Raw genomic sequence first — 25,145 nt, 5'->3', positions numbered from 1 at the left:
ACTCAAGGCCACCCGGTTCGTCGGACGACTGGATCATGAGGAACTGTTGGCGATGTTGCACCGCGCGGACGCCGCCGTGCTGCCCAGCCACTACGAGCCGTTCGGGCTGGCCGCACTGGAGGCCGCTGCGGCCGGAACCCCGCTGGTCGCATCGAACGTCGGCGGGCTGGGCGAGGCCGTGATCGACGGCGACACCGGTATGTCGTGTCCGCCGCGCGATGTGCCGGCCCTGGCCTCGGCGGCGTCCGCGCGGTGCAACATCGCCAACAGTTCCTCATGATCCAGTCGTCCGACGAACCGGGTGGCCTTGAGTACCCGGTACTTTCGGGCGCATTCGATCAGCCAGTCCTGTTGGGTGCCGTCACCGGCGACGGTGAGCGTCGTTCCCGGGTGTGCTCGCCGGATCCGCGGCAGCGCGGCGATGGCGTCGTGGACGCCCTTCTCGTATTCGAGGCGCCCGACGAACAGCAGCTCCGGCGGTCCGGTGCGGGGCCGGCGGCGGGCGAACGGCCAGCGGGCGGCGTCGATTCCGTTGCGAATCACGGTGGTTTCGGCCAGCCCGGGACCGAACAGGTCGGTGATCTCGTCGCGCATGGAGGCCGAACAGGTGATCAGCGAGTCGGATTCGCGCACGAGCCAGGATTCCACCGCGTGCACCTGACGGCTCAGCGGACCCGACACCCAGCCGGAGTGCCGCCCGGCCTCGGTGGCATGGATCGTCGACACCAACGGCACATCGTAGAATTCGGCCAGGGCGATCGCGGGGTGCGCCACCAGCCAGTCGTGGGCGTGCACCAAATCGGGGCGCCACAAGGTCTGGCCGCCATCGGTTTTCAACGACAGTCCGGCGCGCACCATGGAGTGACCCATTGCCAGGGTCCAGGCCATCATGTCGTCGCCGAAGGAGAACTCGTGCGGGTCCTGGGCCGCGGCGACCACCCGTACGCCCTCGCTGATCTCGTCCGACAGCGGGTGGGTGGTCGGGTCGGTGCCGGAGGGCCGGCGAGCCAACACGACGACGTCGTGGCCCGCGGCGGCCAGCGCGGTGGACAGGTGATGCACGTGCCGGCCCAGGCCGCCGATCACCACCGGTGGGTACTCCCACGACACCATCAGGATCTTCACGCGGCTGGTCCGTTCTGACGAGGTGCCCCCAACGCGCGCACTAGGTAGCGCAATGGGGAGGTCGAGCGGGGGGTCACCGTGGCAGCCTACGGGCATCCAGGGCACCGAACAGGCCGTCGGCCCGATTCCACCCCTCGGCCAGCCGTTCGGCCACGTCGCGATGGCCCGACGCCAGCGCGTCGGCGATCTCCCGGGTGGCGTGGGCGTGCAGCTGCGCCCGGTAGCGGGCGTAGTCGGCGGCGGAGTCCTTGCTCACCATGAACGGCCAGTCGCTGGACACCGTCAGCAGTGCCTCGCGCAGGATCTGGTCGGCGACCCGGTCGCGGGTGCTCGGCCCCGCCGTCTGCGCCAGGGCCTTGTCCACGGCACCCAGCGCGGTGTCGACCACCTCGGTGTTCAGCTGCACCAGGTCGGCCACCTTCTCCCCGGCCCACACCCGCCAGTCCTTACCCGAACCCCACGAACCGGGCGGCAGTTCGACCGCATCGCCGACGAACCCGGCGCCGATCGCATCCGAGAGCGTGCCGACCCGAATCCCGGCCTCGGGCAGCGCCCGCAGCACCCGGGCCAGCCAGGTCGGCCCCTCGTACCACCAGTGGCCGAACAGCTCGGTGTCGAACGCGGCGATCACATGGGCGGGGCGGCCGATCCGCTCTGCCTCGGCCCGCAGCCGGTTGCGAACCACCTCGACGAAATCGGCGACGTGGGTGTCGATCGCGGCGTCGGCGCGCTGGGGGTCATACGGCGCCTTGTGCTCGGGGTCGACGTTGCGGCCGGTCACCCGCGACGGCTTCAACCCGGTGCGGTGGTCGTAGGTGTGGAAGTCCCGGTAGGCGTCGTGGCCCGGGTAGCCCGACTTCGGCGACCACACCCGATAGCTGACCTGCAGGTCGCGGCCGAACGCAATCACGTCGGTCGCACCGACCGGGCGGCCCAGCGCGGTGTCGCCGTGCAGCGACGGGCCGTCGACCATGAAGTGCGAGACCCCCGCGGCGGCGTAGCCCTGCTCCATGCCGGGCGCGTACGCGCACTCCGGCGCCCAGATCCCGGTGGGGGAATGGGCCAGCCGCGCTCGGGCGTCGGCCAGGCCCTCGCGCAACGCGAACTCCCGCAGCCGCGGCGCCAGCAGCGGCTGGAACGGGTGGGCCAGCGGACCGCCGAGCAGTTCGACGGTGCCGGCCTGGGCCAGCTCGCGCAGCAGCGGGCTGGCGCCGTGGCGCCACAGCAGCGCGAAGTCCTCGAGGGCCTGCTCGGCCGCGGCGCACTCGTGCCGGCCGAAGTCGCGCAGATCCGCCAAGGTGGTGGCCTGGGCGGCGCGCAGCTGCCAGTTCGCCAGCCAGTGGTGCATCCCGTCGAGGCAGTAGGGGTCGTCGAGCTGGGCGGCGACCACCGGCGTCACCCCGAGGGTGAGCAGGTTGCGCCGGCCCTCGGCGGCCAGTGTCCGCAGCACCCGCATCAGTGGCAGGTACGCCGCCGACCAGGATTGGTAGAGCCACTCCTCACCGACGGGCCAGCGGCCGTGGTGGGCCAGCCACGGTAGGTGGGTGTGCAGCACCAGGGTGAAAAGACCCGGCACTGAGGGCTTTTCGCTCACGGCCGCACCGCGATCGCAACCAGATCCAAACTGTCATCGATATCCGGGCTGTCGTGCGCCGGGCCGTCCTCGACGATGTCGAAGTCCGCGGTGCGCACCGCCGCGACGTCGCGCGTCAGCTGCTGGGGCCATGGCGCGTCGGCCAGCGCCCGTTCGATCTGGGCGTCGATGATCGAGCCGCCGTGCCGGGCGTCCATCTCGCGCAGGGCCGGCCCATGAAAAACCCCGAGCATCGCCTCCATGACGAAGCCGCCGTCGACCAGCAGCTCGGTCAGCTCGGCGGCGTTGAGCTCGCGGGTGTGGAACGGGTTGATCGGGGTGTCGCGGCCAGGGGAGAAGGTGATCCGGTTGGGCGTGGAGACCATCAGCAGCCCGCCGGGACGCAGCACCCGAGCGCACTCGGCGATGAACTGCGCCTGGTCCCACAGGTGCTCGATGACCTGAAAATTGACCACGACGTCCACCGCGGCGTCGGGCAGCGGCAGCGCGGCGAGATTGCCCTGGATGGCCTCCACCCGTGGATAGCTGGCTCGCACATGCGCCACCGCGGCGTCGTCGTAGTCCAAGCCGATCACCCGGCGGGCCGCGCGCGCGATCAGATCGGCGCCGTAACCCTCCCCGCAGCCGGCCTCCAGTACGTCGAGCCCGGCGCAGCGCGGCGCCAACTGTTCATAGACGACCTCGTGGCGGCGGAACCAGTAGTTCTCGACGTCGAGCCCGGGAATGGTCCGCTCGCCGGTCAGCACCAGGGTGGTGTCGGCGGGGGAGTCGGGACCGTCAGTGGATTTCATTGCATAGGCAGGCTAACGCGAACCCTGCGCTACGCGAACCGGCTACCCCGCAGTCGCCCTATCACGACCCGCTACGCTGTACACGCGAACCGCTCGAAGTTACTCATCAGTAACATGGTCGTGCGGCTGCGTGAATCGTGACCCAGTCCTGTGGCCGGCCGTCGCAGGACCCCTTCGAGGAGGACGAACCACACTCATGACGAACATCGTGGTCCTGATCAAACAGGTCCCAGACACCTGGTCGGAGCGCAAGCTCAGCGACAGTGACTTCACGCTGGACCGTGACGCCGCCGACGCCGTGCTCGACGAGATCAACGAGCGCGCCGTCGAAGAGGCGCTGCTGATCCGTGAGCGGGAAGGCGCCGAGGGCACGGTCACCGTGCTGACCGCCGGCCCCGAGCGGGCCACCGAGGCGATCCGCAAGGCGCTGTCGATGGGGGCCGACAAGGCCGTGCACCTGCTCGACGACGGCATGAAGGGTTCTGACGTGGTGCAGACCGGCTGGGCGCTGGCCCGGGCCCTGGGCGCCATCGAGGGCACCGAGCTGGTCATCGCCGGCAACGAGTCCACCGATGGCGTCGGCGGCGCGGTTCCGGCGATCATCGCCGAGTACCTGGGCCTGCCGCAGCTGACCCACCTGCGCAAACTGGCTGTCGAGGACGGCAAGGTCACCGGCGAGCGGGAGACCGACGACGGCGTGTTCGCCCTGGAGGCCACGCTGCCGGCGGTGGTGAGCGTCAACGAGAAGATCAACGAGCCGCGCTTCCCGTCCTTCAAGGGCATCATGGCCGCCAAGAAGAAGGAAGTCACCGTGCTCACCCTGGCCGAGATCGGGGTCGAGGCCGACGAGGTCGGGGTCGCCAACGCCGGGTCCAAGGTGACCGCTTCCACGCCGAAGCCGCCGAAGACCGCCGGCGAGAAGGTGACCGACGAAGGCGACGGCGGCACCAAGATCGCCGAGTACCTGGTCGGCCAGAAGATCATCTAAGCGCCCAGACTCACAGAGACGGAAGTAAACAAACATGGCTGAAGTACTCGTGCTCGTCGAGCACGCCGAAGGAGCGCTGAAGAAGGTCAGCTCCGAACTGATCACCGCCGCGCGTGCGCTCGGCGAACCGTCCGCGGTCGTCGTCGGCGCCCCCGGCGCCGCCGCCCCGTTGGTCGACGGGCTGAAGGAGGCCGGCGCCGCCAAGATCTACGTCGCCGAGTCCGACGTGGTGGAGGGCTACCTGGTCACCCCGACCGTCGACGTGCTGGCCTCGCTGACCGAATCGGCGACCCCGGCCGCGGTGCTGATCGCTGCCACCGCCGAGGGCAAAGAGGTTGCCGGCCGGCTGGCGGCCCGGATCGGATCCGGTCTGCTGGTCGACGTGGTCGAGGTCAAGGAAGGCGCCAAGGTGGTGCACTCCATCTTCGGTGGCGCCTACACCGTCGAGGCCGAGCCCACCGGTGACACCCCGGTGATCACCGTGCGGGCCGGTGCCGTGGAGCCGGCCCCGAGCGCCGGTGCCGGCGAGCAGGTCACCGTCGAGGTGCCCGCCGCCGCCGAGAACGCCACCAAGATCACCTCGCGTGAGCCTGCGGTGGCCGGTGACCGTCCGGAGCTCACCGAGGCCCCGATCGTGGTGGCCGGCGGTCGTGGCGTCGGCAGCGCGGAGAGCTTCTCGGTGGTCGAGGAGCTGGCCGACTCGCTCGGTGCGGCCGTGGGCGCCTCGCGTGCCGCGGTGGACTCGGGCTACTACCCGGGCCAGTTCCAGATCGGCCAGACCGGCAAGACGGTCTCGCCGCAGCTGTACATCGCGCTGGGGATCTCCGGCGCGATCCAGCACCGGGCCGGCATGCAGACGTCCAAGACCATCGTGGTGGTCAACAAGGACGAGGAAGCGCCGATCTTCGAGATCGCCGACTACGGCATCGTCGGCGACCTGTTCAAGGTCGCCCCGCAGCTGACCGAGGCGGTCAAGACCCGCAAGGGATAGTTTCTTCTGCGTGAGCAGACGCCAAAGCCCCCATTTCGATATCGGAATGGGGGCTTTCGCGTCTGCTCGGCGGGAGCACGGACTCACCGGACGGGATGCCGAATGCGCGCACCTGCAGGACCTTCTCGCCCGAGCCCGTGACGGCCACGGGCAGGCGCTGGTCCTGCGGGGTGAGCCCGGCATCGGCAAAACCGCGCTGCTGGGTTACCTCACCGAGCGCGCGACCGGGTTCCGGGTGATCGGAACGGCCGGGGTGGAGTCCGACATGGAACTGGCCTTCGCCGGCCTGCAGCAGCTGTGCGCCCCGCTGATGGAGTGCGCCGGCGCGCTTCCCGAACCGCAACACGAGGCGCTGCAGATCGCCTTCGGGCTGCGTTCGGGTCCGGCACCGGACCGCTTTCTGGTCGGGCTCGCGGCGCTGGGCCTGCTTGCCGCGGCCGCCGGCGAGCGCCCGGTGCTGTGTCTGGTCGACGATGCCCAGTGGCTGGACCAGGTGACGGCGCAGACGTTGGGGTTCGTGGCGCGCCGCCTGCAGGCCGAACCGGTGGCACTGGTGTTCGGGCTGCGTGAGCGGGTCGACGCGCTGACCGGCCTGCCCCGGCTGGTGTTGCGCGGGCTCGGCGAGGCCGACGCCCGGGAGCTGCTGGAATCGGCGTTGCCCGGGCGCATCGATGCTCAGGTGCGCGACCGGATCGTCGCCGAAACGCACGGTAATCCGCTGGCGCTGCTGGAGCTGCCCCGCGGCCTGTCCGCCGCCGAATTGGCCGGCGGCTACTACCGGCCCGACGTCCAGCCGGTCGCCGGCCAGATCGAACAGCACTTCCTCGAACAGGTCCGGTCGCTGCCCGACGAAACCCAGCGGTTGCTGCTGGTGGCTGCCGCCGAACCGGTGGGTGACGCCGCGTTGTTGCTGCGCGCCGCCGCGGAGCTGGGCCTGTCCGCGGCGGCCCTGACAGCGGCGCAGGAGGCGGGGCTGGTCGATGTGGCGGCGCACGTGCGATTCCGGCATCCGCTGGTGCGCTCCGCGGTCTACCGCGCGGCGACCGGCGAGGATCGCCGAGACGCACACCGTGTGTTGGCCGCGGCAACCGACCCGGCGCACGATCCCGACCGCCGGGCCTGGCATCGCGCGCACGCTGCCGCCGAACCCGACGAAGCCGTCGCCGCGGAGCTGCAACAATCCGCCGGCAGAGCCGCGATCAGGGGCGGAACCGCGGCCGTGGCAGCGTTTTTGGCCCGTGCCACCGAACTGACCCCCGCTGCCTACCGGCGGGGATCGCGTGCACTCGACGCCGCCGAAGCCAAGCGAGCCGCCGCTGAATTCGACGCCGCCGGTGAGCTGCTGGCCACCGCCGAACTGGCGCCGTTGGATGCGCTGCAAAGGGCCCGGCTGGCACGCATGCGCGCGCAACTGGCGTTCACCCGCGGCCGCGGTAGCGGTGATGCACTGGCGCTGGTGGATTCGGTCCACCAATTCTTTCGCGCCGCAAGCACTTTGGAACCGCTGGATGCCGCAATGGCGCAGGAGACCCTGTTGGAAGCGGTCAGCGCCGCGATGTACGCCGGCCGGCAATTCGGCGCCGATGTGCGCCCGCACGTCACCGCCGCGCTGGCCGCCGGCTCGGCTGCGGGCCACCCGAGTCGCCCGGCCGAACTGTTGTTGCGGGCCTTGAACACCCGAATCAGCGCGGGAAGCGTTGCCGGCGTGCCGCTGTTGCGTGCCGCTGTCGCCGCGCTGACCCCGACAAGCTGGTCCTGGCAGGCGTTTCCGGTCGGATACGAAGCGGCCGTGCACGATGCGTGGGACGACGAATCGTGGTACCGGATCGCCACCGACGCGGTACGGGTCGCGACCGACACCGGTGCGCTGGCGATGCTGCCGACGGCGCTGACGACCCGGGCCGGCCTGCACATCCAGTCCGGCGAGTTCGCATCGGCGCAGGCATTACTGGGCGAGGCCGGCGCCCTCTCGGCTGCCGCCGGCCAGGCACCGTTGCGCTATCACGAGCTGGCGTTGGCGGCGTGGGTCGGTGACGAAGCGGAGAGCACCCGACTGCTCGATACCGCCATGCGCGACGGGGTCGCTCGCGGTGAGGGACGGGTGACCGGGCTGGCGGGGTACGCCGGCGCGGTGCTGCACAACGGGCTGGGGCACTATCAGGCGGCGTGTGAGCTGCTGGTCCGGGCCTGTGAATACGAGGACCTGGGGCTATACGGGTGGAACCTGGTGGAATTGGTGGAGGCGGCCGTCCGGAGCGACCGGCCGGATGTGGCCGCCGACGCGCTGGAGCAGCTCGGTGAACGAACCCAGGCCGCCGGAACCGACTGGGCGCACGGGATGCGCGCCCGCTCGGCGGCGCTGCTCAGCGGCGGCGACACCGCGGAGAGCCTCTACCGCGAGGCGATCGAGCGACTGGGTCGCACGCGTATCGCCGTCCAACTCGCGCGCACTCACCTGCTGTACGGCGAATGGCTGCGCCGGGAGAACCGTCGCACCGACGCCCGTGCCCAGCTGCGGACCGCGCACGAGGCGTTCGCCCGGATGGGCGCCCGGGCGTTCGCCGACCGCAGCCGCCGGGAACTGCAGGCCACCGGCCAGAAGGCCGGCAAGCGTCCGGCCGGCGCGGGGGATGCGTTGACCGCCCAGGAGCAGCAGATCGCCGAACTGGCCGGGGCGGGACTGACCAATACCGAAATCGCCGCCCAGTTATTCATCAGCGCGCACACCGTGGAATGGCACCTGCGCAAGGTGTTCGCCAAGCTGGCCATCCGCTCGCGCCGCCAGCTGCGCGACACCCCGTGGCGGTGACGGACAGACTACGGACTTTCCGGGGTACACCCATCGCCTTGCCGGTGCCAGTGTGGACGAGACACAGTCGGCCAACGGAAGGGCGGAACGACATGAAAATCACCGTGATGGGCGCCAGCGGTCAGATCGGCACGAAAGTGGTCTCGCTGTTGGCCGCCGCCGGGCACGAGCCGGTGGCCGCCTCGCGCAACACCGGCGCGGACGTCCTCACCGGCGAGGGCCTGGCCGAGGCACTGTCGGGTGCCGACGTGCTGGTCGACGTGGTGAACTCACCGAACTTCGACGACGACCCGGTGTTGGACTTCTTCACCCGCTCGACGACCAACCAGGTGACCGCGGCCCGCCAGGCCGATGTCAGCCACTACGTGGCGCTGTCGATCGTGGGCTGCGACGCCCTGCCCGACAGCGGCTACATGCGGGCCAAGGTCGCCCAGGAACGGATCATCGCCGAATCCGGGTTGCCGTACACGATCGTGCGCGCCACCCAGTTCCACGAGTTCGCCGACGCGATCACCGCGTCGCTGACCGTCGACGGGGTGGTGCGGGCCCCCGAAGGCCTGATCCAGCCGATCGCCGGCGTGGACGTGGCCGCCGCGGTGGCCCGCGCCGCCCAGGCGGCGCCGGTCGACGGGATCGTCGACGTCGGCGGCCCGGAGAAGATGACCTTCGCCGAGCTGGCCGCGGCGGCGCTGGCGCACCGGGGCGAGTCCCTGCCGATCGTCGTCGACCCGGCGGCCGTCTATTTCGGCACCAAGGTCGGCGACACCGGGTTGGTCACCGGCCCCGACGCGACGCTGGCCCAGACCCGGCTGGCGGACTGGCTGGCGAGCCAGTGAACGACGTCGCGGGCCAGACCGCGCTGGTGACCGGCGGGACCGCGGGCATCGGCCTCGAGTCCGCGCGGCTGCTGGCGCGGCACGGCGCCGCGGTCATCATCACCGGCCGTTCGGCGCAGCGCGGCGCGGCGGCGGTCGCCGAACTCGGTTCCGGTGTGCGGTTCGTGGCCGCCGACCTGTCCGACCTCGAATCGGTGAGAGCCCTTGTCCGGCACTGCGGTGAGGTCGACATCGTGGTCAACAACGCCGCGAGCTTCCCGGGCGCGCTGACCGTCGAACAGGACGTCACGTCCTTCGAGTCGACGTTCGACACCAACGTGCGCGGCGCCTACTTCCTGGTCGCCGCACTGGCGCCGGCAATGATGCGGCGCGGACACGGCAGCATCGTCAACGTCACCAGCATGGTCGCCTTCAAGGGTGTGCCGGGGGCGTCGAGCTACAGCGCGTCCAAAGCCGCGCTGGAATCGCTGACCCGCACCTGGGCCGCCGAATTCGGGCCGCACGGGGTGCGGGTGAACAGCGTCGCGCCCGGCCCCACCGCCACCGAGGGGGTGGTCGCCGAATGGGGCGAGGTCAACGACGAACTGGGCCGGGCGCTTCCGCTCGGCCGCACCGCACACGCGGCCGAGATCGCCGAAGCGGTGCTGTTTCTCGCCTCACCGAGGTCCAGTTTCATCACCGGATCGACCCTGCACGCCGACGGCGGTGGTGCCGCCGCCTGAATTCGTCACCGAGCGTGCACCGACCTGTCATGCGGTGATTGCCTTTACGCCGCATGACTGCGCGACCGTACCGGGTGTGAGCACTGGTTCTGTACTCATCGCCCCCGACCCCACCACCACCGACAACACCCCGCGATACTCGCTGCTGGTATCGACGGATCCTGCGCTGATCGAAGTCGCGCAGCGGCTGCGCTACGAAGTGTTCAGCACCGAGCCGGGGTTCGCGCTGCCGCACAGTGCCGACGGCCGCGACGCCGACCGGTTCGACGACTACTGCGATCACCTGCTGGTGCGCGACGACACCTCCGGCGCGCTGGTCGGCTGCTACCGGATGCTGCCCCCGACCGGTGCCATCGCCGCCGGAGGTCTTTACAGTGCAAGCGAATTCGATGTCAGCTCGCTGGATCCGCTGCGACCGTCGCTGGTCGAGATGGGCCGGGCGGTGGTACGCCCGGGGCACCGCAACGGTGCCGTCGTGCTGTTGATGTGGGCCGGGATCCTGGCCTATTTGGACCGCTACGAGTACGACTACATCACCGGCTGCGTGTCGGTGCCCGTCCGCGGCGAGGGTGCGCCCGGCAGCCAGATCCGCGGCGTCCGTGACTTCGTGCGGCGCCGTCACGCCTCCCCGCACCGAGTGAGGCCGTATCGGCCGGTGGTGCTCGGCGGCAAGAGCCTCGACGAGATCACCCCGCCGGCGCGACCGGTCCTGCCGCCGCTGCTGCGCGGCTATCTGCGGCTGGGGGCGCGGATCTGCGGTGAACCGGCCCACGACCCCGCCTTCGGGGTGGCGGACTTCCCGGCGCTGCTGTGCCGAAGCGAGGCAGACACCCGGTATCTGCGCCGGCTGCGCTCGATGGCTGCGACAGCCGCCGGCACCCCCGAAGCGTGACCCGGGCCGTCGTGCACCCCTGGGCGCCGCGGGGATTCTGCACGCCGGCGTGCGTGCACGGCGCCGCCGAGCGAGTTTCCCCGGCGGTGGTGGCGGCCCGGCTGGCCCTGGTGCTGCTACTGATACCGGTGCTGCCACTGCTGGCCGTGCCGTTACCGGGCCGGGTGCGGTTCCAGCGCGGCTGCTGCCGGCTGGTGCTGCGCTGCTTCGGGGTGCGGGTGACCACGACAGGCGGGCCGGTACGCAACCTGCCCGGCATGCTGGTGGTCAGTGCGCACACCTCCTGGCTGGACGTGTTCGTCGTCGGCGCGGTGTCGCCGGGCACGTTCGTGGCCCGCGCCGACCTGATCAGCTGGCCCGGCATCGGGGCGCTGGCCCGCCTGCTGCGGATCATCCCGATCGACCGGGACAGCCTGCGCGGGCTGCCGGCGGTCGTCGACGCGGTGACGGCCAGGTTGCGGGCGGGCCGCATCGTCGTGGCGTTCCCGGAGGGCACCACCTGGTGCGGGCGCGCCCACGGCAGGTACTACCCGGCGATGTTCCAGGCCGCCGTGGACGCATCGCGGCCGGTGCAGCCGCTGCGGCTCAGCTACCACCACGCCGACGGGTCGCGCTCGACCCTGCCCGCGTTCGTCGGTGACGACACCCTGGTGGCCTCGATGCGGCGCTTGATCACCGCACGGCGCACCGTTGCGCGGGTGCACGTCGCGTCCTTGCAGCTGCCGGGGTCCGATCGGCGTGAGCTGGCCGCCCGCTGTCAGGCCTCAGTAAGTTGTCGGGCGCAGCCAAGGCGCCAGGCCTGCATCTTCTGCTGAAAGCATGGCTGGTCGGGTGCCTCGAAGTGCCCGGTATTCTGGGCGGGTCATGGTCTATCTGGATCACGCCGCCACCACCCCGATGTACCCCGAGGCCATCGAGGCGATGACGGCTGTCATGAGCGGTGTCGGCAACGCCTCGTCGCTGCACGCGGCCGGCCGCGCCGCACGCCGCCGGATGGAGGAGTCCCGAGAGTCCATCGCCGCGCAGCTGGGCGCCCGCCCGTCGGAGGTGGTGTTCACCGCCGGCGGGACCGACGGCGACAACCTGGCGCTCAAGGGCATCTACTGGGCCCGCCGGGATGCCGAGCCGCGCCGGCGCCGGATCATCACCACCGAGATCGAACACCACGCCGTGCTCGACTCGGTCAGCTGGCTCGCCGAGCACGAGGGCGCCGAGATCACCTGGCTGCCCACCGAGGCCGACGGTTCGGTGTCAGCGGCCGCGCTGCGCGCGGAATTGGACGCCGGCCGTGCTGACGATGTCGCGCTGATATCGGTGATGTGGGCCAACAACGAGGTCGGCACGGTGCTGCCGATCACCGAACTGGCCGTAGTCGCAGCGGAATTCGGGGTGCCCATGCACTCCGACGCGGTGCAGGCCGTGGGGCAGCTGCCGGTCGACTTCCAAACCAGCGGGCTGTCGGCGCTGAGCCTGACCGCTCACAAGTTCGGTGGTCCCTGCGGGACCGGCGCGCTGCTGGTGCGCCGCGACGTGACGTGTGTCCCGCTGATGCACGGCGGCGGTCAGGAACGTGACATCCGCTCGGGCACACCCGATGTCGCGGGTGCGGTCGGGATGGCCACCGCGCTGCAGATCGCGGTGGGGTCCTGCGAGGTCACCGCCGACCGGGTGGCGGGCCTGCGCGACCGCCTCATCGACGGGGTGCTCGCGGCGATCGACGACACCTGCGTCAACGGGTCGCGCACCGACCGGCTGCCGGGCAACGCGCACTTCACCTTCGCCGGCTGCGAAGGCGACTCCTTGCTGATGCTGTTGGACGCCAACGGGATCGAATGTTCCACCGGTTCGGCGTGTACATCCGGGGTGGCGCGGCCGTCGCATGTCCTGACCGCGATGGGCGCCGACCCGGTCGCCGCGCGCGGCTCGCTGCGATTGTCGTTGGGGCACACCAGCGTCGAGGCTGACGTGGACGCGGTGCTGGCGGTGCTGCCCGGCGCCGTGGAACGGGCCCGCCAGGCCATGCTGGCTGCCGCGGGGGTGCCGCGATGAAGGTAGCCACATGAAGGTAGTCGCCGCCATGAGCGGCGGGGTGGATTCGTCGGTCGCCGCGGCCCGCATGGTCGACGCCGGCCACGATGTGGTCGGCGTGCACCTGGCGCTGTCGCGCAACCCGGGCACGCTGCGCACCGGCTCGCGGGGTTGCTGCTCGCGGGAGGACTCCGACGACGCCCGCCGGGTCGCCGACGTGCTGGGCATCCCGTTCTACGTGTGGGACTTCTCCGAGCAGTTCCAAGCAGAGGTGATCGACGACTTCGTCGAATCCTATGCCCGCGGCGAGACCCCGAACCCGTGCGTGCGTTGCAACGAGAAGATCAAGTTCTCCGCGGTGGCCGCTCGCGCCGTGGCGCTCGGCTTCGACATGGTGGCCACCGGTCACTACGCCCGACTCGCCGACGGCCGGCTGCGCCGCGCGGTCGACGCCGACAAGGACCAGTCCTATGTGCTGGCGGTGCTGACCGCCGAACAACTGAGCCACGCGGCGTTCCCGATCGGTGACACCCCCAAGCCGGAGATCCGCGCCGAAGCCGCCGAACGCGGCCTGGCGGTGGCCAGCAAACCCGACAGCCACGACATCTGCTTCATCCCGACCGGCGACACCCGCACCTTCCTGGGCAGCCATATCGGGGTGCGGCCCGGCGCCGTCGTCGACGCCGGCGGGACGGTGCTGGCCGAACACGACGGGGTGCACGGCTTCACCATCGGCCAGCGCAAGGGCCTGGGCATCGCCGGGCCCGGACCGGACGGCCGGCCGCGATATGTGACCGGCATCGACGCCGCCACCGCCACCGTCACCGTGGGTGCCGCCGCCGACCTGGACGTGCTGGAGCTGACCGGGCGGACGCCGGTGTTCACCTCGGGGCGCGCGTGGGAGGGCCCCGTCGAGTGCGAGGTGCAGGTGCGCGCCCACGGCGAGACCGTCGGCGCGATCGCCGAACCGGTCGGCCACGAATTGCGGGTGCGGCTGCGGGAGCCGCTGCGCGGTGTGGCCCGCGGCCAGACCCTGGCCTGCTACCGCCCGGACGCGCGCGGCGACGAAGTGATCGCCAGCGCCACCATTGCCGGCACCGGAGACTGAGCCACCGCTCTAACCGGGGACCCCGGCCGCCATGTTCGTCACCACCAGATCGGCGACCGAATCCGAGAAGCCGCAATGGGTGACCTCCAGCAGCGCAACCGATTTGAGCAGATACGAACGGCCGCAGTTGCCGGCACGGGTGTGTAGCGCCTGCTGGTCGGCGGCCCAGTCGCCGACCAGGCCCGGGCCGGCCGAACTGTCGGCGCACTCGGCGACGGTGCCGATGAGGGCGTCGAATGCGTTCCGGGCGGCATCCGGGTCGGGGTAGACGGCGGCGCCCTCGGAGATCAACGCCCCCTTGGGCGGGTACTGGTAGGTGATCTTGCGGAACTGTGCGAACGTTCTGCCGAACACCGTGTTCTCGGCATAGATGTAGCGGCACGGGGGAGGGAGCGTCGCAGCGAGGTCGTCGATGTCGACCGGCGAGGTGGTGTCCATGGACGGGATAATCGTCAATTCCTCACCGGCGCCGGTGATCCCGCGCATCCGGGAGTTGTCGAGCAAGATCTTGCTGATCTCGACCCCGTCGGGTGGCAGGCGGCCTGGAATCTGCGTCGGCGGTAGGAGGCCGGCACCATCCACCATCCGGGTGCACCCCAGCAGCGCCGCGACTGCGCACAACGGCAGCAGCCGCGAGGTCCTCACTCGTCGAAGGTTAGCCCGCCGGTACGGTTCCCGGGTGAGTGTTTTCGCCACCGGCACCGGCATCGGCTCCTGGCCGGGTACCTCCGCGCGCCAGGCCGCCGAGGTGGTGGTGGGGGAGCTGGGCGGCAGCCTGGCCCACCTGGTCGAGCTGCCCGGCCGCGGGGTGGGTGCCGATCTGATCGGCCGGGCCGGCGCACTGCTGGTCGACATCGTCCTCGACACCGCCCCGCGCGGCTACCGGCTGGCCGCGCGGCCCGGCGCGGTGAGCCGGCGCGCGGTCAGCCTGCTCGGCGAGGACACCGATGCCCTCGAAGAAGCCTGGGAGATCGCCGGCCTGCGCGGTAGCGGGCAGCCGGTCAAGCTGCAGGCGCCCGGGCCGCTGACGCTGGCCGCCGAGGTGGAGCTGGCTAACGGGCACCGGGCCATCACCGACCCCGGCGCGGTCCGGGACCTGGCCGCGTCGCTGGGCGAGGGCCTGAAGGTGCATCGGGCCGACTTGTCCCGCCGGCTCGACACCTCGGTGGTCGTGCAGCTCGACGAGCCGTCCCTGGCCGCCGCCGTGACCGGCCGGCTGGCCGGGGTGACCGCCCTGAGCCCGGTGCCCGCCATCGATGAAGCGGTGGCCACGGCGCTGCTCGACGGCTGCGCCGAGACGGTGGGCGGCGAGGTCCTGGTGCACAGCTGCGCGGCGGGGCTGCCGTGGACCGTGTTGCAGCGCAGCAGCATCGCGGCGGTATCGCTGGACGCCACCGCATTGGGGCCGGCCGACTACGACGCGATCGGCGCGTTCGTCGATGCCGGCCGCACCGTGGTGCTGGGATTGCTCCCGGCGGTCGCGCCGGCGCGACGCCCGTCGGTGGAGGAACTTGCCGCCGCGGCGGCCGCGATCACCGACCGGATCGGTTTTGCGCGCTCGGTGCTGGGCGAGCGGGTCGGCGTCAGCCCGGTGTGTGGGATGGCGGGTGCCACCGCGAAGTGGGCGCGTACCGCGATCGGGCTGGTGGGCCGCGCCGGCGCGGCGCTGGCGCAGGATCCGGAGGCGGTGTAGTCACGCAACCGTAGGGTTGCATGTCGAACGAGCATCTGTTCTACTCATATGCAACCAGGAGGTTGCGCATGAGTACGGATCGGATTGAGAAGCAGGTCCTGTTGCGGGCATCGCTGGACCGGGTGTGGCAGGCGATCAGCGACCCCGCGGAATTCGGGCAGTGGTTCGGCGTACGGATCGACGGACCCTTCGTCGCCGGCAGTTCGGTGACGGCGACGATCACCCCGACGACCGTCGACGAGGAGGTCGCCCGACTGCAGGAACCGCACGCGGGCAACCGAACGACATGGCAGATCGTCGCGGTGGAACCGCGGCGACGGTTCGCCTACCGCTGGCATCCATGCGCCGGTGAGGCCGACGCCGAGGACGAACCGACCACCCTGGTGGAGTTCACCCTCGCTGAAACGGCCGACGGGGTGCACCTCACCATCGTCGAGAGCGGCTTCGACGCGCTGCCGGAGGCTCGGCGCTCCGGCGCGTTCGAGGCGAACTCCGGCGGTTGGGCGCACCAGGCGGAGTTGGTGCGCAAGTACCTGGCGCTGGGCCGGCCGGCGTGACGGCCCCGGTCTTCGGCGCGCTCGGAGACCCCAACCGGTTGCTCATCGTCAAGCGGCTGTGCGAGGGCGGTCCCTGCTCGACTTCCCAAGTCGCCCAGGTGGTCCCGGTGACGCGGCAGGCCGCCACGAAACATCTGCAACTGCTGGAGTCGGTGGGCCTGGTCAACAGCGCCCGCCGCGGCCGGGAACGCATCTGGGAGGTGCAGACCCGGCCGCTGGCCGAAGCCGGTGACTACCTCGCCGCGCTGTCGCGGCGCTGGGACGCCACCATCGACCGGTTGCGCGCCCACGTCGAGTCATAGCCCGTCGAGCAGCCGGATCAACCGCGAGGACGCGGTCAGCCGAAACGAGGCGTCGACCAGTTCGCCGACCTCATCCCAATCCACCTGGGTCGCGTCGAAATCCAGTCCCAACCAGCCTGACGGACCCAGATACATCGGATAGAAGAACCGGTTGTCCTGCTCGAGGGCGCGCCGCTCGGATTCCTCGACCTTGACCAGTAACGAGTGGGGGTAGCGCACCATCGTGCCGTCGATCTTGGCGCTGCCGCCGAAGACCGCGAATATCTTCGGCGCGCAGAACACCGGGCGGCCGTGCGAGATCTTCTCGGACGCCTCGGGAAAGCCCAAGGCGATGCGGCGCAGGTCCGCCAGGCCCGGGTCGTCGTCGTGGAACATGATCGGGTGCGGCACCGTCTCAGGCTAAAGCCTCAGCCGGTGGTGATCATCGCCACCGCGGCGGCCGCGAGCACCATGCCGACGACTTGCCAGCGATGTACCCGCTCGCGCAGCACCACGACCGCCAGCACCACTGTTGCTGCCGGATACAGCGAGATGAGCACGCTGCCCAGCGACAGCAGCGAGGTGTGCAACGTCAGCACCATCGTCACGTTGGCCCCGGTATCCAGCACGCCGGCGATCAGCGCCAGCCGCAGCGGGGCTCCCGAGGGTGGCGCCGCGTTGCGGGTGGCCGTAGCCAGCACAACCACCAGCACCGTCGCCGCGGCGCGGGCGAATAGCAGCGGCCAGAGCCGCGACTGGAGCTCGGTGTGGTCGATGCACACGAAGTTGAGTCCGAGCGCGAATCCGGAGGCGATCGTCAGCCAGGCCACCTTGTAGGTGAAGCGGTGCGGTGCGGGTCTCCCGCCGGTGGCCTCCCGGCTGATCAGCAGCACGGCCATCAGTGCCAGTGCGATGCCGGCCGTGGCGACCGGGCTGGGTCGCTCACCGGAGAGGAACCCGAAACCGATCGGGACGGCGGAGTCGACCAGGGCGGCCAGGGGCGACACCACCGATATCGGCCCGGCGGCCAGCGCCGAGAAGAACCACCAGATACCGACCGCCTGGCTGATCCCGCCCAGTGCCCCGTAGATCACCGCGTTGGCGGTCACCGAACCGCCGCACAGCACGGCCAAGCCGCCGATCAGCACCATCGACACCGGCGTGGAGATCAGGATCACTCGCAGCGCGGTGACCTGGCGCGCGGCCACGCCGCCGACGAAGTCGGTGACGCCGAAGCCGGCGGCCGACAGCAACGCCAGCGAGGGGCTTGAAGAGGCCATGCTTGCTCGGTGCTCCTGGTGAGGTCAGTTCCCGCGGTGGTGAGCAAGCTCTCTCACGATGGCTTACGCATGGCGCAGATTAACCACTGGCGGTGTACAGCCCGTGAACGGTTCGGGTCTGTTCGGTTTTCCCGGCGCTGGCCAGCGGGCGGACGGGGCAAGAATCACCCTGCGCCGAAACTCCGGCGGAGGCCGAACCGGATAACCTGCGGGAGTGAGCCCACAAGCGGACAGCGTCACCCCTGAGATTCGGCGGCAGTGGCACGACCTGGCCGAAGAGGTGCGCGAGCACCAGTTCCGCTACTACGTCAAAGACGCGCCGATCATCCCCGACAGTGAGTTCGACGAACTGTTCAACCGGCTGCTCGCGCTCGAGGACGCGCACCCTGAGCTGCGTGCCGCCGATTCGCCCACCCAGCTGGTGGGCGGGGCCGGGTTCACCACCGAGTTCGCGCCCGCCGAACACCTGGAGCGGATGCTGTCGCTGGAGGACGTGTTCTCACCCGATGAGCTGACCGCCTGGGCGGGCCGGGTCGCCGGTGAGATCGGCGGCGACACCAGCTATCTGTGCGAGCTCAAGGTCGACGGGGTGGCGCTCGGGCTGGTGTATCGCGACGGCCGACTGAGCAGCGGGGCCACCCGCGGTGACGGCCGGGTCGGCGAGGACGTGACGCTCAACGCGCGCACCATCGCCGACATCCCCGAGTTCCTCACCGCCGATAGCGAATTCCCGATCCCGGCGGTGCTGGAGGTGCGCGGCGAGGTGTACTTCCGGCTGGAGGACTTCGAAACCCTCAACGCCGGACTGGTCGCCGAGGGCAAGGCGCCGTTCGCCAATCCCCGCAACAGCGCGGCCGGCTCACTGCGGCAGAAGAACCCGGCCATCACCGCCCGGCGCAACCTGCGGATGGTCTGCCACGGCCTGGGCTACGCCGAGGGGTTCAACCCGGCCACCCTGCACGAGGCCTACGCCGCCATGAAGGCCTGGGGCCTGCCGGTCTCGGCCCACACCGCCCGCGTCGAAGGCATGGCCGCGGTGGCCGAACGCATCACCTACTGGGGCGAGCACCGCCACGACGTCGAACACGAAATCGACGGCGTGGTCGTCAAAGTCGACGACCGGGCGCTGCAGCGCCGGCTCGGCGCCACCTCGCGGGTACCGCGCTGGGCGGTGGCCTACAAGTACCCGCCGGAGGAGGCGCAGACCACGCTGGTCGACATCCGGGTCAGCGTCGGGCGCACCGGCCGGGTCACCCCGTTCGCCTACATGACCCCGGTCAAGGTGGCCGGCTCCACGGTGGGGCTGGCCACGCTGCACAACGCCTCGGAGGTCAAACGCAAAGGGGTGCTGATCGGCGACACCGTGATCATCCGCAAGGCCGGCGACGTGATCCCCGAGGTGCTCGGGCCGGTCGTCGACCTGCGCGACGGCACCGAACGCGAATTCGTCATGCCGACTCATTGCCCGGAATGCGGAACCCTGCTGGCGCCGGCCAAAGAGGCCGACGTCGACATCCGCTGCCCCAATGCCCGGTCCTGCCCGGCGCAGCTGCGCGAGCGGGTGTTCCACGTCGCCGGACGCGGCGCCTTCGACATCGAGGCCCTCGGGTACGAGGCGGCGATCGCGCTGCTGAGCGCCGGCGTCATCACCGACGAGGGCGATCTGTTCACCCTCACCGAAGACGACCTGCTGCGCACCGACTTGTTCACCACCAAGGGCGGTGTGCTGTCCAAGAACGGCCGGCAACTGCTGGCCAACCTCGACAAGGCCAAATCCCAACCGCTGTGGCGGGTGCTGGTGGCGTTGTCGATCCGCCACGTCGGTCCGACCGCGGCCCGGGCGCTGGCCACCGAGTTCGGCAGCCTGGAGGCGATCACCGCGGCGTCCACCGAGCAGCTGGCGGCCGTCGAGGGCGTCGGGCCCACCATCGCCACCGCGGTCACCGAATGGTTCGACGTCGACTGGCACCGCGCGATCGTCGACAAGTGGCGGGCGGCCGGGGTGCGGATGGCCGACGAGCGCGACGCGAGCATCGAACGCACGCTGGAGGGCTTGAGCATCGTCGTGACCGGTTCACTGACCGGCTTCTCCCGCGATGAGGCCAAGGAGGCCATCATCGCGCGCGGCGGCCGGGCGGCCGGATCGGTGTCGAAGAAGACCGCCTACCTCGTCGCCGGTGACGCGCCGGGGTCGAAGTACGACAAGGCCGTCGAACTCGGCGTGCCGATCCTCGACGAAGAGGGCTTCGCCAGGTTGCTGGCCGAAGGGCCGGCCGAGACAACGGATTAGCGCAGCAGGGTCGCGACGATCCCGGCCAGATAGCCCAGCCGCGCCACTTCGGCCGGCAGGAACGCCGGACCGCCGGTGCGCCCCAAGACGACAGCGGTGCGCGGGTTGCCCAGCGGGGCGGCCAGCAGCGCCGTGTCCATCTCCCGCCAGACCGTGGGCACCCAGTCGGCGGTGTTGTCCAGTGCGGTGGCGCGCTCGATCGGCAGCCACGGCAGCGCACCGACTTCGGTCTCGGGGGTGCCCGGACTCCCGGCCAGCCGGCGGAACCGCCCGGCGGATCCCTCGCCGCGCACCACCACGCACCAGCTGACCCGCAGCACCCGGGGTGCGTCGTCGACCAGCCTCTGCAGTTTGGCCTGGCGGTCACCGGCGGCCGCGACGCGGTCGATGAGCTCGAGTTCGCGGTGCGCCTCCAGCAGCCCGGTGTGCGGGCGCACACTGTGCACTCGTATCCCGGTGAGCCGTTCGGCGGCGGTGATCAACACGTCGGGCATCGATCCGGGCGGTAGCTCGACCACCAGGTCGTCGATCGCCGAGCCGCTGCCACGCTCGATGACGTCCAGCGACAAGATGTCGGCACCCACCGAGCCCAGGGCGACCGCCAGCGAGCCGAGGCTGCCCGGGCGGTCGTCCAGTTCGACGCGCAGCAGATAGGAAGGCACGGCGAACACTGTTCCACAGCCCGACTAGGCTTGACGGCCGTGTCCCAGATCTCCCGTGACGACGTAGCGCACTTGGCCCGGCTGGCCCGGCTGGCGCTGACTGACGTCGAACTCGACGGCTTCGCCGGCCAACTCGACGCGATCCTGACCCACGTCAGCACGATTCAGGCCGTGGACGTCACCGGCGTGGAGGCGACCGACAATCCGCTCAAGGCCGTCAACGTCACCCGGCCCGACGAGATCGTCGCCGGCCTGACCCAGGACCAAGCGCTGGCCGCCGCGCCGCGCGCCGACGAGAACCGCTTCGCGGTGCCGCAGATCCTGGGGGAGAGCCAGTGAGTGAGCTGATCCGGTCCGACGCGGCCACCCTGGCGGCGCGGATCGCCGCCGGCGAGGTGTCCTCGGTCGAGGTCACCCAAGCTCATCTGGACCAGATCGCGGCCACCGACGACCGCTACGGGGCGTTCCTGCACGTCGGCGCCGATGAGGCGCTGGCCGCCGCGAAGGCGGCCGACAAGGCGATCGCCGCCGGCGAGGCGCCCTCGGCGCTGGCCGGGGTGCCGCTGGCGCTCAAGGACGTGTTCACCACCGTCGATGCGCCCACCACCTGCGGGTCGAAGATCCTGGAAGGCTGGCGGGCGCCCTACGACGCAACGGTCACCGCGCGGCTGCGCGCGGCCGGCATCCCGATCCTGGGCAAGACCAACATGGACGAGTTCGCCATGGGCTCCTCCACGGAGAACTCCGCCTACCAGGTGACCCGCAACCCGTGGGATGTCGAGCGGGTGCCGGGCGGGTCCGGCGGTGGGAGCGCCGCGGCGCTGGCGGCGTTCCAGGCGCCGTTGGCCATCGGCACCGACACCGGCGGCTCCATTCGCCAGCCGGCCGCGCTGACCGCCACCGTCGGCGTCAAACCCACCTACGGCACCGTCAGCCGCTACGGGCTGGTGGCGTGCGCGTCGTCGCTGGACCAGGGTGGCCCGTGCGCGCGCACCGTGGCTGACACCGCGCTGCTGCATCAGGTGATCGCCGGGCACGACCCGCGCGATTCCACTTCGCTGGACGCGCCGGTGCCCGACGTTGTCGCCGCCGCGAAAGCCGGGGCCGGCGGTGACCTCTCGGGTGTGCGGGTCGGGGTGGTGCGCCAGCTGCACAGCGGGGAGGGCTACCAGCCGGGCGTGCTGGCGTCGTTCAACGCCGCCGTCGAACAGTTGACGGCGCTGGGCGCGCAGATCTCCGAGGTGGACTGCCCGCACTTCGACTACTCGCTGTCCGCCTACTACCTGATCCTGCCCTCGGAGGTGTCATCCAACCTGGCCCGGTTCGACGCGATGCGCTTCGGGCTGCGCGTCGGTGACGACGGCACCCACAGCGCCGAGGAGGTGATGGCGCTGACCCGCGCGGCCGGATTCGGTCCGGAGGTCAAGCGCCGCATCATGCTCGGCACCTACGCGCTGTCGGCGGGCTACTACGACGCCTACTACAACCAGGCGCAGAAGGTGCGCACCCTGATCGCCCGCGATCTGGACGAGGCCTATAAGTCCGTCGACGTGCTGATCTCGCCGACCACGCCCAGCACGGCGTTCCGGTTGGGGGAGAAGGTCGACGACCCGCTGGCGATGTACCTGTTCGACCTGTGCACGCTGCCGCTGAACCTGGCCGGGCACTGTGGGATGTCGGTGCCCTCCGGCCTCTCCGGCGACGACGGGATGCCGGTCGGCCTGCAGATCATGGCGCCGGCGTTGGCCGACGACCGGCTCTACCGGGTGGGCGCCGCCTATGAGGCTGCCCGCGGCGAGTTGCCGGCGGCGATCTAGCCGCGAGCAGGCATGAGCGCCCCCTAAAAGGCCGTCTTTTGGGGGCTTTTATGTCTGCTCGCCGCGGGAAACCGAGCCGCCCGGCAAGATGGATCTCATGCGGATCGGAGTCCTCACCGGCGGCGGTGACTGCCCCGGATTGAACGCGGTGATCAGGGCGGTGGTGCGCACCTGCGATTCCCGCTACGGCTCGTCGGTGGTGGGATTCCAGGACGGCTGGCGCGGCCTGCTGGAGAACCGGCGAATCCAGCTGGCCAACGACGACCGCAACGACCGGTTGCTGGCCAAGGGCGGCACCATGCTCGGCACGGCCCGGGTGAACCCCGACAAGTTGCGCGCCGGCCTGGACCAGGTCAAGGCAACCCTCGACGACAACGGCATCGACGTGCTCATCCCCATCGGCGGGGAGGGCACGCTGACCGCGGCACACTGGCTGTCACAGGAGAACGTGCCGGTGGTCGGGGTGCCCAAAACCATCGACAACGACATCGATTGCACTGATCTCACCTTCGGGCACGACACCGCCCTGGAGGTCGCCACCGAGGCCATCGACCGGCTGCATTCGACCGCCGAATCCCATCAGCGGGTGATGCTGGTCGAGGTGATGGGCCGCCACGCCGGCTGGATCGCACTCAATGCCGGCCTGGCCTCCGGTGCGCACATGACGTTGATTCCCGAACAGCCCTTCGATGTCGAAGAAGTGTGCCGGCTGGTCAAGCAGCGTTTCCAGCACGGCTCGTCGCACTTCATCTGCGTCGTCGCCGAAGGGGCCAAACCCGCCGCCGGATCGATGGAGCTACGGGCCGGCGGCATCGACGAGTTCGGCCACGAGCGGTTCACCGGGGTCGCCGCGCAATTGGCCGTCGAGATCGAGCGGCGGGTCAAGAAAGAGGTGCGCACCACGGTGCTGGGGCATGTGCAGCGCGGCGGCACCCCGACCGCCTACGACCGGGTGCTGGCCACCCGGTTCGGTGTGAACGCCGCCGACGCCGCTCACGCCGGTGAGTACGGAATGATGGTGTCGCTGCGCGGCCAGGAGATCGGCAGGGTGGCATTGGCCGACGCGGTGCGCCAGCTCAAGGTCGTACCGCAGAGCCGCTATGACGACGCGGCGGCATTCTTCGGGTAGTTCGCGTTTGTGCATCACCTGTTGGGGAAATAGCCACCGAATGGTCGATGCGTGTTCGGCGGACTACGGTTCGCTTACCGGGTGGACGAATGTCGGGGGGCGCGAATGGGGAAGTTGTCGCGGATGGCCGCGGCGCTGTGCGCCGTGCCGGTAGGGCTGGCCCTGGCCGCCCCGGCGTACGCCAGCGGCGACGCGGTAAGCGGATACGTCGACGAGCACGGTGGCGAGGTCTGTGGGTTCATGAGCGACCAGCCGACGCTGGCGGGCGTCAAACACGCCGTCGACCACATCCTGGCTACCAGCGGTTTGCCCCAGGACCAGACCGGACAGTTGCTGGCCGGATCGGTGACGGCAGACTGCCCCCAATACGGCGAGCTGGTCGAGCAGTTCGTCTGGTACGTCCATCACCGTCAGCAGCAGCAACAGAATGGCGGCATCGGCGCCGTGCTCGGCTCGTAGCGGATCACAGATCGCCCAGGTCGTCGGGCACGTCAACGGCGTAGGCGCGCAGCACATCCAGCGGAACCACGTCGAGGGTGCGTTCATGGGTGGCGGCGAGCACCACCGGAGCTGCACGCCCATCACGGTGCGCCCGAAGCCAATTCACCGCGGTGACACACCAGCGGTCACCGGGGGCCAGGCCCGGAAATCGATAGGCGGGCATCGGCGTGGACAGGTCATTGCCGATCGAGCGCTGGTGCTCGAGGAACTCGGCGGTGACCACCGCGCAAATGGTATGCAGTCCAATGTCTTCCGGACCCGAGGAACAGCAGCCGTCCCGGTAGAAACCGGTGACCGGGTCACTGCCGCACGGTTGTAGCGGATCGCCCAATACGTTGCGCTCGGACATCCGGCCAGTTTAGTGGGCGGGCTACGGTGGGTCATGGCCAATCGCACACGTGACGCACTCTGGGGCCAGGCCGCTGAGATCTATCAGCGAATCTGCGCACACCCGTTCATCACCGGACTCACCGACGGGACCTTGGGCCACGACCGATTCCGCTACTACATCGTCCAGGACGCCCACTACCTGCGGGCCTACGCGCGGGCGCTGGCGGGCTGTGCGGCCAAGGCGCCGCTCGAGGCGGAGTTGACGATGTTCGCCGAGCACGCCGGGGTGGCGATCGGCGCCGAAACCGAACTGCACGCCGGGCTCCTGACCGATCTGGGGCTCGACGCCGGCGCGGCCGCCGCGGTTCCGGTCGGCCCGGCCGCCCAGGCCTACGGCAGCTACCTGCTGGCCGTCACCGCATCCGGTTCCTACGCCGAAGCCGTCGCGGCGGTGCTGCCCTGTTACTGGATCTATGCCAGGGTCGGTGAACACCTGCAGCGCCACGGCTCGCCCGAGCCGCTGTTCCAACGCTGGATCGACACCTACGCCGGCCAGGAGTTCCAGGAGGTGGTCGATGCGGTGCTCGCGGTCACCGATCGGGTCGGCGCGGACGCGTCGCCGGCCGAGCGGGAACTGATGCGCCGGCATTTCCACACCACCGCACGTTATGAGTGGATGTTCTTCGACGCGGCCTATCGGATGGAGGACTGGCCGGTGTGA

At 70.5% G+C, this 25,145-nt stretch carries 25 protein-coding genes and 2 pseudogenes; 19 read left to right on the top strand and 8 right to left on the bottom strand.

All coding sequences use genetic code 11. From position 1 onward, the window contains the following. A pseudogene (locus A5648_RS22860) lies at positions 1-241 on the top strand (glycosyltransferase); the annotation flags it as partial. On the opposite strand, the pseudogene A5648_RS15545 reads toward A5648_RS22860, so the two are convergent. From A5648_RS15545 to A5648_RS15535, 3 genes and pseudogenes are all read right to left on the bottom strand, one after another. Next, positions 238-1,125, bottom strand: a pseudogene (locus tag A5648_RS15545) (glycosyltransferase family 4 protein); the annotation flags it as partial. The pseudogenes A5648_RS22860 and A5648_RS15545 sit on opposite strands and share 4 nt — an antisense overlap. A 73-nt stretch (positions 1,126-1,198) precedes the next feature. Next, positions 1,199-2,719: a 1,4-alpha-glucan branching protein domain-containing protein gene (locus tag A5648_RS15540; RefSeq protein WP_065025404.1), complete on the bottom strand. Its 1,521-nt coding sequence runs from the start codon at positions 2,717-2,719 to the stop codon at positions 1,199-1,201. After that, entirely contained in the window at positions 2,716-3,510 is a 795-nt protein-coding gene (locus A5648_RS15535; protein ID WP_065025403.1) for a class I SAM-dependent methyltransferase, read from the bottom strand. Before A5648_RS15535 ends, A5648_RS15540 begins: the two co-directional genes overlap by 4 nt. A gap of 196 nt (positions 3,511-3,706) precedes the next feature. Here A5648_RS15535 and A5648_RS15530 point away from each other — a divergent pair, with 196 nt between their 5' ends. The 9 genes from A5648_RS15530 (at position 3,707) to mnmA (ending at position 13,884) form a co-directional block, all read left to right on the top strand. Then, the gene (locus tag A5648_RS15530; RefSeq protein WP_065025402.1) at positions 3,707-4,498 is read left to right on the top strand and encodes an electron transfer flavoprotein subunit beta/FixA family protein; all 792 of its coding nucleotides are present in this window, start codon (positions 3,707-3,709) and stop codon (positions 4,496-4,498) included. A 34-nt stretch (positions 4,499-4,532) separates the two neighbouring features. Continuing rightward, entirely contained in the window at positions 4,533-5,489 is a 957-nt protein-coding gene (locus tag A5648_RS15525) for an electron transfer flavoprotein subunit alpha/FixB family protein (RefSeq protein WP_065025401.1), read from the top strand. Positions 5,490-5,535: 46 nt separating this feature from the next. Continuing rightward, the gene (locus A5648_RS15520; RefSeq protein WP_082966520.1) at positions 5,536-8,298 is read left to right on the top strand and encodes an ATP-binding protein; all 2,763 of its coding nucleotides are present in this window, start codon (positions 5,536-5,538) and stop codon (positions 8,296-8,298) included. Between the two features lie 92 nt (positions 8,299-8,390). Next, positions 8,391-9,134, top strand: a complete 744-nt coding sequence (locus A5648_RS15515; protein WP_065025400.1) for an SDR family oxidoreductase — start codon at positions 8,391-8,393, stop codon at positions 9,132-9,134. Continuing rightward, entirely contained in the window at positions 9,131-9,856 is a 726-nt protein-coding gene (locus tag A5648_RS15510; protein ID WP_065025399.1) for an SDR family NAD(P)-dependent oxidoreductase, read from the top strand. Before A5648_RS15515 ends, A5648_RS15510 begins: the two co-directional genes overlap by 4 nt. A gap of 76 nt (positions 9,857-9,932) precedes the next feature. Beyond that, positions 9,933-10,748 (top strand): GNAT family N-acetyltransferase, encoded by an 816-nt coding sequence (locus tag A5648_RS15505; protein WP_065025411.1) that lies wholly within the window; start codon positions 9,933-9,935, stop codon positions 10,746-10,748. Further along, entirely contained in the window at positions 10,745-11,563 is an 819-nt protein-coding gene (locus tag A5648_RS15500) for a lysophospholipid acyltransferase family protein (protein WP_065025398.1), read from the top strand. The genes A5648_RS15505 and A5648_RS15500 overlap by 4 nt, the downstream gene beginning before the upstream one ends. A 49-nt stretch (positions 11,564-11,612) precedes the next feature. Then, a complete protein-coding gene (locus A5648_RS15495) occupies positions 11,613-12,797 on the top strand; it encodes a cysteine desulfurase family protein (protein ID WP_065025397.1) in 1,185 nt (394 codons plus the stop codon). 10 nt (positions 12,798-12,807) lie between these two features. Then, positions 12,808-13,884: a tRNA 2-thiouridine(34) synthase MnmA gene (gene mnmA, locus A5648_RS15490; protein ID WP_065025396.1), complete on the top strand. Its 1,077-nt coding sequence runs from the start codon at positions 12,808-12,810 to the stop codon at positions 13,882-13,884. A gap of 9 nt (positions 13,885-13,893) precedes the next feature. Here the strand turns inward: mnmA and A5648_RS15485 are convergent, their stop codons facing one another. Next, positions 13,894-14,469 (bottom strand): sensor domain-containing protein, encoded by a 576-nt coding sequence (locus A5648_RS15485; RefSeq protein ID WP_082966521.1) that lies wholly within the window; start codon positions 14,467-14,469, stop codon positions 13,894-13,896. A gap of 94 nt (positions 14,470-14,563) precedes the next feature. Between A5648_RS15485 and A5648_RS15480 the strand changes: the two genes are divergently transcribed. From A5648_RS15480 to A5648_RS15470, 3 genes are all read left to right on the top strand, one after another. Then, complete coding sequence (locus A5648_RS15480) at positions 14,564-15,577, top strand: methionine synthase (RefSeq protein WP_065025394.1); 1,014 nt, start codon at positions 14,564-14,566, stop codon at positions 15,575-15,577. A 68-nt stretch (positions 15,578-15,645) separates the two neighbouring features. After that, a complete protein-coding gene (locus tag A5648_RS15475; RefSeq protein WP_065025393.1) occupies positions 15,646-16,134 on the top strand; it encodes an SRPBCC family protein in 489 nt (162 codons plus the stop codon). Further along, positions 16,131-16,436, top strand: a complete 306-nt coding sequence (locus A5648_RS15470) for an ArsR/SmtB family transcription factor (RefSeq protein ID WP_109470806.1) — start codon at positions 16,131-16,133, stop codon at positions 16,434-16,436. The genes A5648_RS15475 and A5648_RS15470 overlap by 4 nt, the downstream gene beginning before the upstream one ends. Here the strand turns inward: A5648_RS15470 and A5648_RS15465 are convergent. Together A5648_RS15465 and A5648_RS15460 are read right to left on the bottom strand one after the other, a co-directional pair. After that, positions 16,431-16,826: an MmcQ/YjbR family DNA-binding protein gene (locus A5648_RS15465; RefSeq protein WP_065025391.1), complete on the bottom strand. Its 396-nt coding sequence runs from the start codon at positions 16,824-16,826 to the stop codon at positions 16,431-16,433. The two genes, A5648_RS15470 and A5648_RS15465, sit on opposite strands and share 6 nt — an antisense overlap. A gap of 17 nt (positions 16,827-16,843) precedes the next feature. Beyond that, positions 16,844-17,695, bottom strand: coding sequence for an EamA family transporter (locus A5648_RS15460; protein ID WP_207511725.1), 852 nt, complete (start codon positions 17,693-17,695; stop codon positions 16,844-16,846). Positions 17,696-17,909: 214 nt separating this feature from the next. Between A5648_RS15460 and ligA the strand changes: the two genes are divergently transcribed. Further along, positions 17,910-19,985, top strand: coding sequence for an NAD-dependent DNA ligase LigA (ligA, locus tag A5648_RS15455; protein WP_065025390.1), 2,076 nt, complete (start codon positions 17,910-17,912; stop codon positions 19,983-19,985). Here ligA and A5648_RS15450 read toward each other — a convergent pair. Beyond that, a complete protein-coding gene (locus tag A5648_RS15450; RefSeq protein ID WP_109470808.1) occupies positions 19,982-20,647 on the bottom strand; it encodes an amino acid-binding protein in 666 nt (221 codons plus the stop codon). The genes ligA and A5648_RS15450 overlap by 4 nt on opposite strands. 39 nt (positions 20,648-20,686) lie before the next feature. Between A5648_RS15450 and gatC the strand changes: the two genes are divergently transcribed. From gatC to A5648_RS15430, 4 genes are all read left to right on the top strand, one after another. Next, positions 20,687-20,986, top strand: coding sequence for an Asp-tRNA(Asn)/Glu-tRNA(Gln) amidotransferase subunit GatC (gatC, locus tag A5648_RS15445; RefSeq protein WP_065025388.1), 300 nt, complete (start codon positions 20,687-20,689; stop codon positions 20,984-20,986). Continuing rightward, positions 20,983-22,464, top strand: a complete 1,482-nt coding sequence (gene gatA / locus A5648_RS15440; RefSeq protein ID WP_065025387.1) for an Asp-tRNA(Asn)/Glu-tRNA(Gln) amidotransferase subunit GatA — start codon at positions 20,983-20,985, stop codon at positions 22,462-22,464. The genes gatC and gatA overlap by 4 nt, the downstream gene beginning before the upstream one ends. A 97-nt stretch (positions 22,465-22,561) precedes the next feature. Further along, positions 22,562-23,593, top strand: coding sequence for an ATP-dependent 6-phosphofructokinase (locus tag A5648_RS15435; protein WP_065025409.1), 1,032 nt, complete (start codon positions 22,562-22,564; stop codon positions 23,591-23,593). 105 nt (positions 23,594-23,698) lie between these two features. Continuing rightward, complete coding sequence (locus A5648_RS15430) at positions 23,699-24,052, top strand: hypothetical protein (RefSeq protein ID WP_065025386.1); 354 nt, start codon at positions 23,699-23,701, stop codon at positions 24,050-24,052. A 4-nt stretch (positions 24,053-24,056) separates the two neighbouring features. On the opposite strand, the gene A5648_RS15425 is transcribed toward A5648_RS15430, so the two are convergent. Beyond that, the gene (locus A5648_RS15425; protein ID WP_065025385.1) at positions 24,057-24,443 is read right to left on the bottom strand and encodes a DUF2237 family protein; all 387 of its coding nucleotides are present in this window, start codon (positions 24,441-24,443) and stop codon (positions 24,057-24,059) included. Between the two features lie 33 nt (positions 24,444-24,476). Between A5648_RS15425 and tenA the strand changes: the two genes are divergently transcribed. Beyond that, on the top strand, positions 24,477-25,145 hold the full coding sequence (gene tenA, locus A5648_RS15420; protein WP_065025408.1) for a thiaminase II: 669 nt from the start codon (positions 24,477-24,479) through the stop codon (positions 25,143-25,145).

The sequence above is a fragment of the Mycolicibacter sinensis genome (genome assembly GCF_001673565.1).
Taxonomy (GTDB): domain Bacteria; phylum Actinomycetota; class Actinomycetes; order Mycobacteriales; family Mycobacteriaceae; genus Mycobacterium; species Mycobacterium sinense_C.
Note: the sequence above shows the minus strand (reverse complement) of the source record. Positions and strands in the feature narration are given on the sequence as shown.

Excerpts from the sequence above, each read along its gene's own strand:
- A5648_RS15520 (WP_082966520.1), top strand. The coding sequence starts at position 5,536 with ATGGGGGCTTTCGCGTCTGCTCGGCGGGAGCACGGACTCACCGGACGG.
- tenA (WP_065025408.1), top strand. The coding sequence starts at position 24,477 with ATGGCCAATCGCACACGTGACGCACTCTGGGGCCAGGCCGCTGAGATC.
- A5648_RS15485 (WP_082966521.1), bottom strand. The coding sequence starts at position 14,469 with ATGGTGGATGGTGCCGGCCTCCTACCGCCGACGCAGATTCCAGGCCGC.
- A5648_RS15430 (WP_065025386.1), top strand. The coding sequence starts at position 23,699 with ATGGGGAAGTTGTCGCGGATGGCCGCGGCGCTGTGCGCCGTGCCGGTA.
- mnmA (WP_065025396.1), top strand. The coding sequence starts at position 12,808 with ATGAAGGTAGTCGCCGCCATGAGCGGCGGGGTGGATTCGTCGGTCGCC.
- A5648_RS15425 (WP_065025385.1), bottom strand. The coding sequence starts at position 24,443 with ATGTCCGAGCGCAACGTATTGGGCGATCCGCTACAACCGTGCGGCAGT.
- A5648_RS15495 (WP_065025397.1), top strand. The coding sequence starts at position 11,613 with ATGGTCTATCTGGATCACGCCGCCACCACCCCGATGTACCCCGAGGCC.
- A5648_RS15525 (WP_065025401.1), top strand. The coding sequence starts at position 4,533 with ATGGCTGAAGTACTCGTGCTCGTCGAGCACGCCGAAGGAGCGCTGAAG.
- A5648_RS15460 (WP_207511725.1), bottom strand. The coding sequence starts at position 17,695 with ATGGCCTCTTCAAGCCCCTCGCTGGCGTTGCTGTCGGCCGCCGGCTTC.
- A5648_RS15530 (WP_065025402.1), top strand. The coding sequence starts at position 3,707 with ATGACGAACATCGTGGTCCTGATCAAACAGGTCCCAGACACCTGGTCG.
- A5648_RS15435 (WP_065025409.1), top strand. The coding sequence starts at position 22,562 with ATGCGGATCGGAGTCCTCACCGGCGGCGGTGACTGCCCCGGATTGAAC.
- A5648_RS15475 (WP_065025393.1), top strand. The coding sequence starts at position 15,646 with ATGAGTACGGATCGGATTGAGAAGCAGGTCCTGTTGCGGGCATCGCTG.
- A5648_RS15535 (WP_065025403.1), bottom strand. The coding sequence starts at position 3,510 with ATGAAATCCACTGACGGTCCCGACTCCCCCGCCGACACCACCCTGGTG.
- A5648_RS15515 (WP_065025400.1), top strand. The coding sequence starts at position 8,391 with ATGAAAATCACCGTGATGGGCGCCAGCGGTCAGATCGGCACGAAAGTG.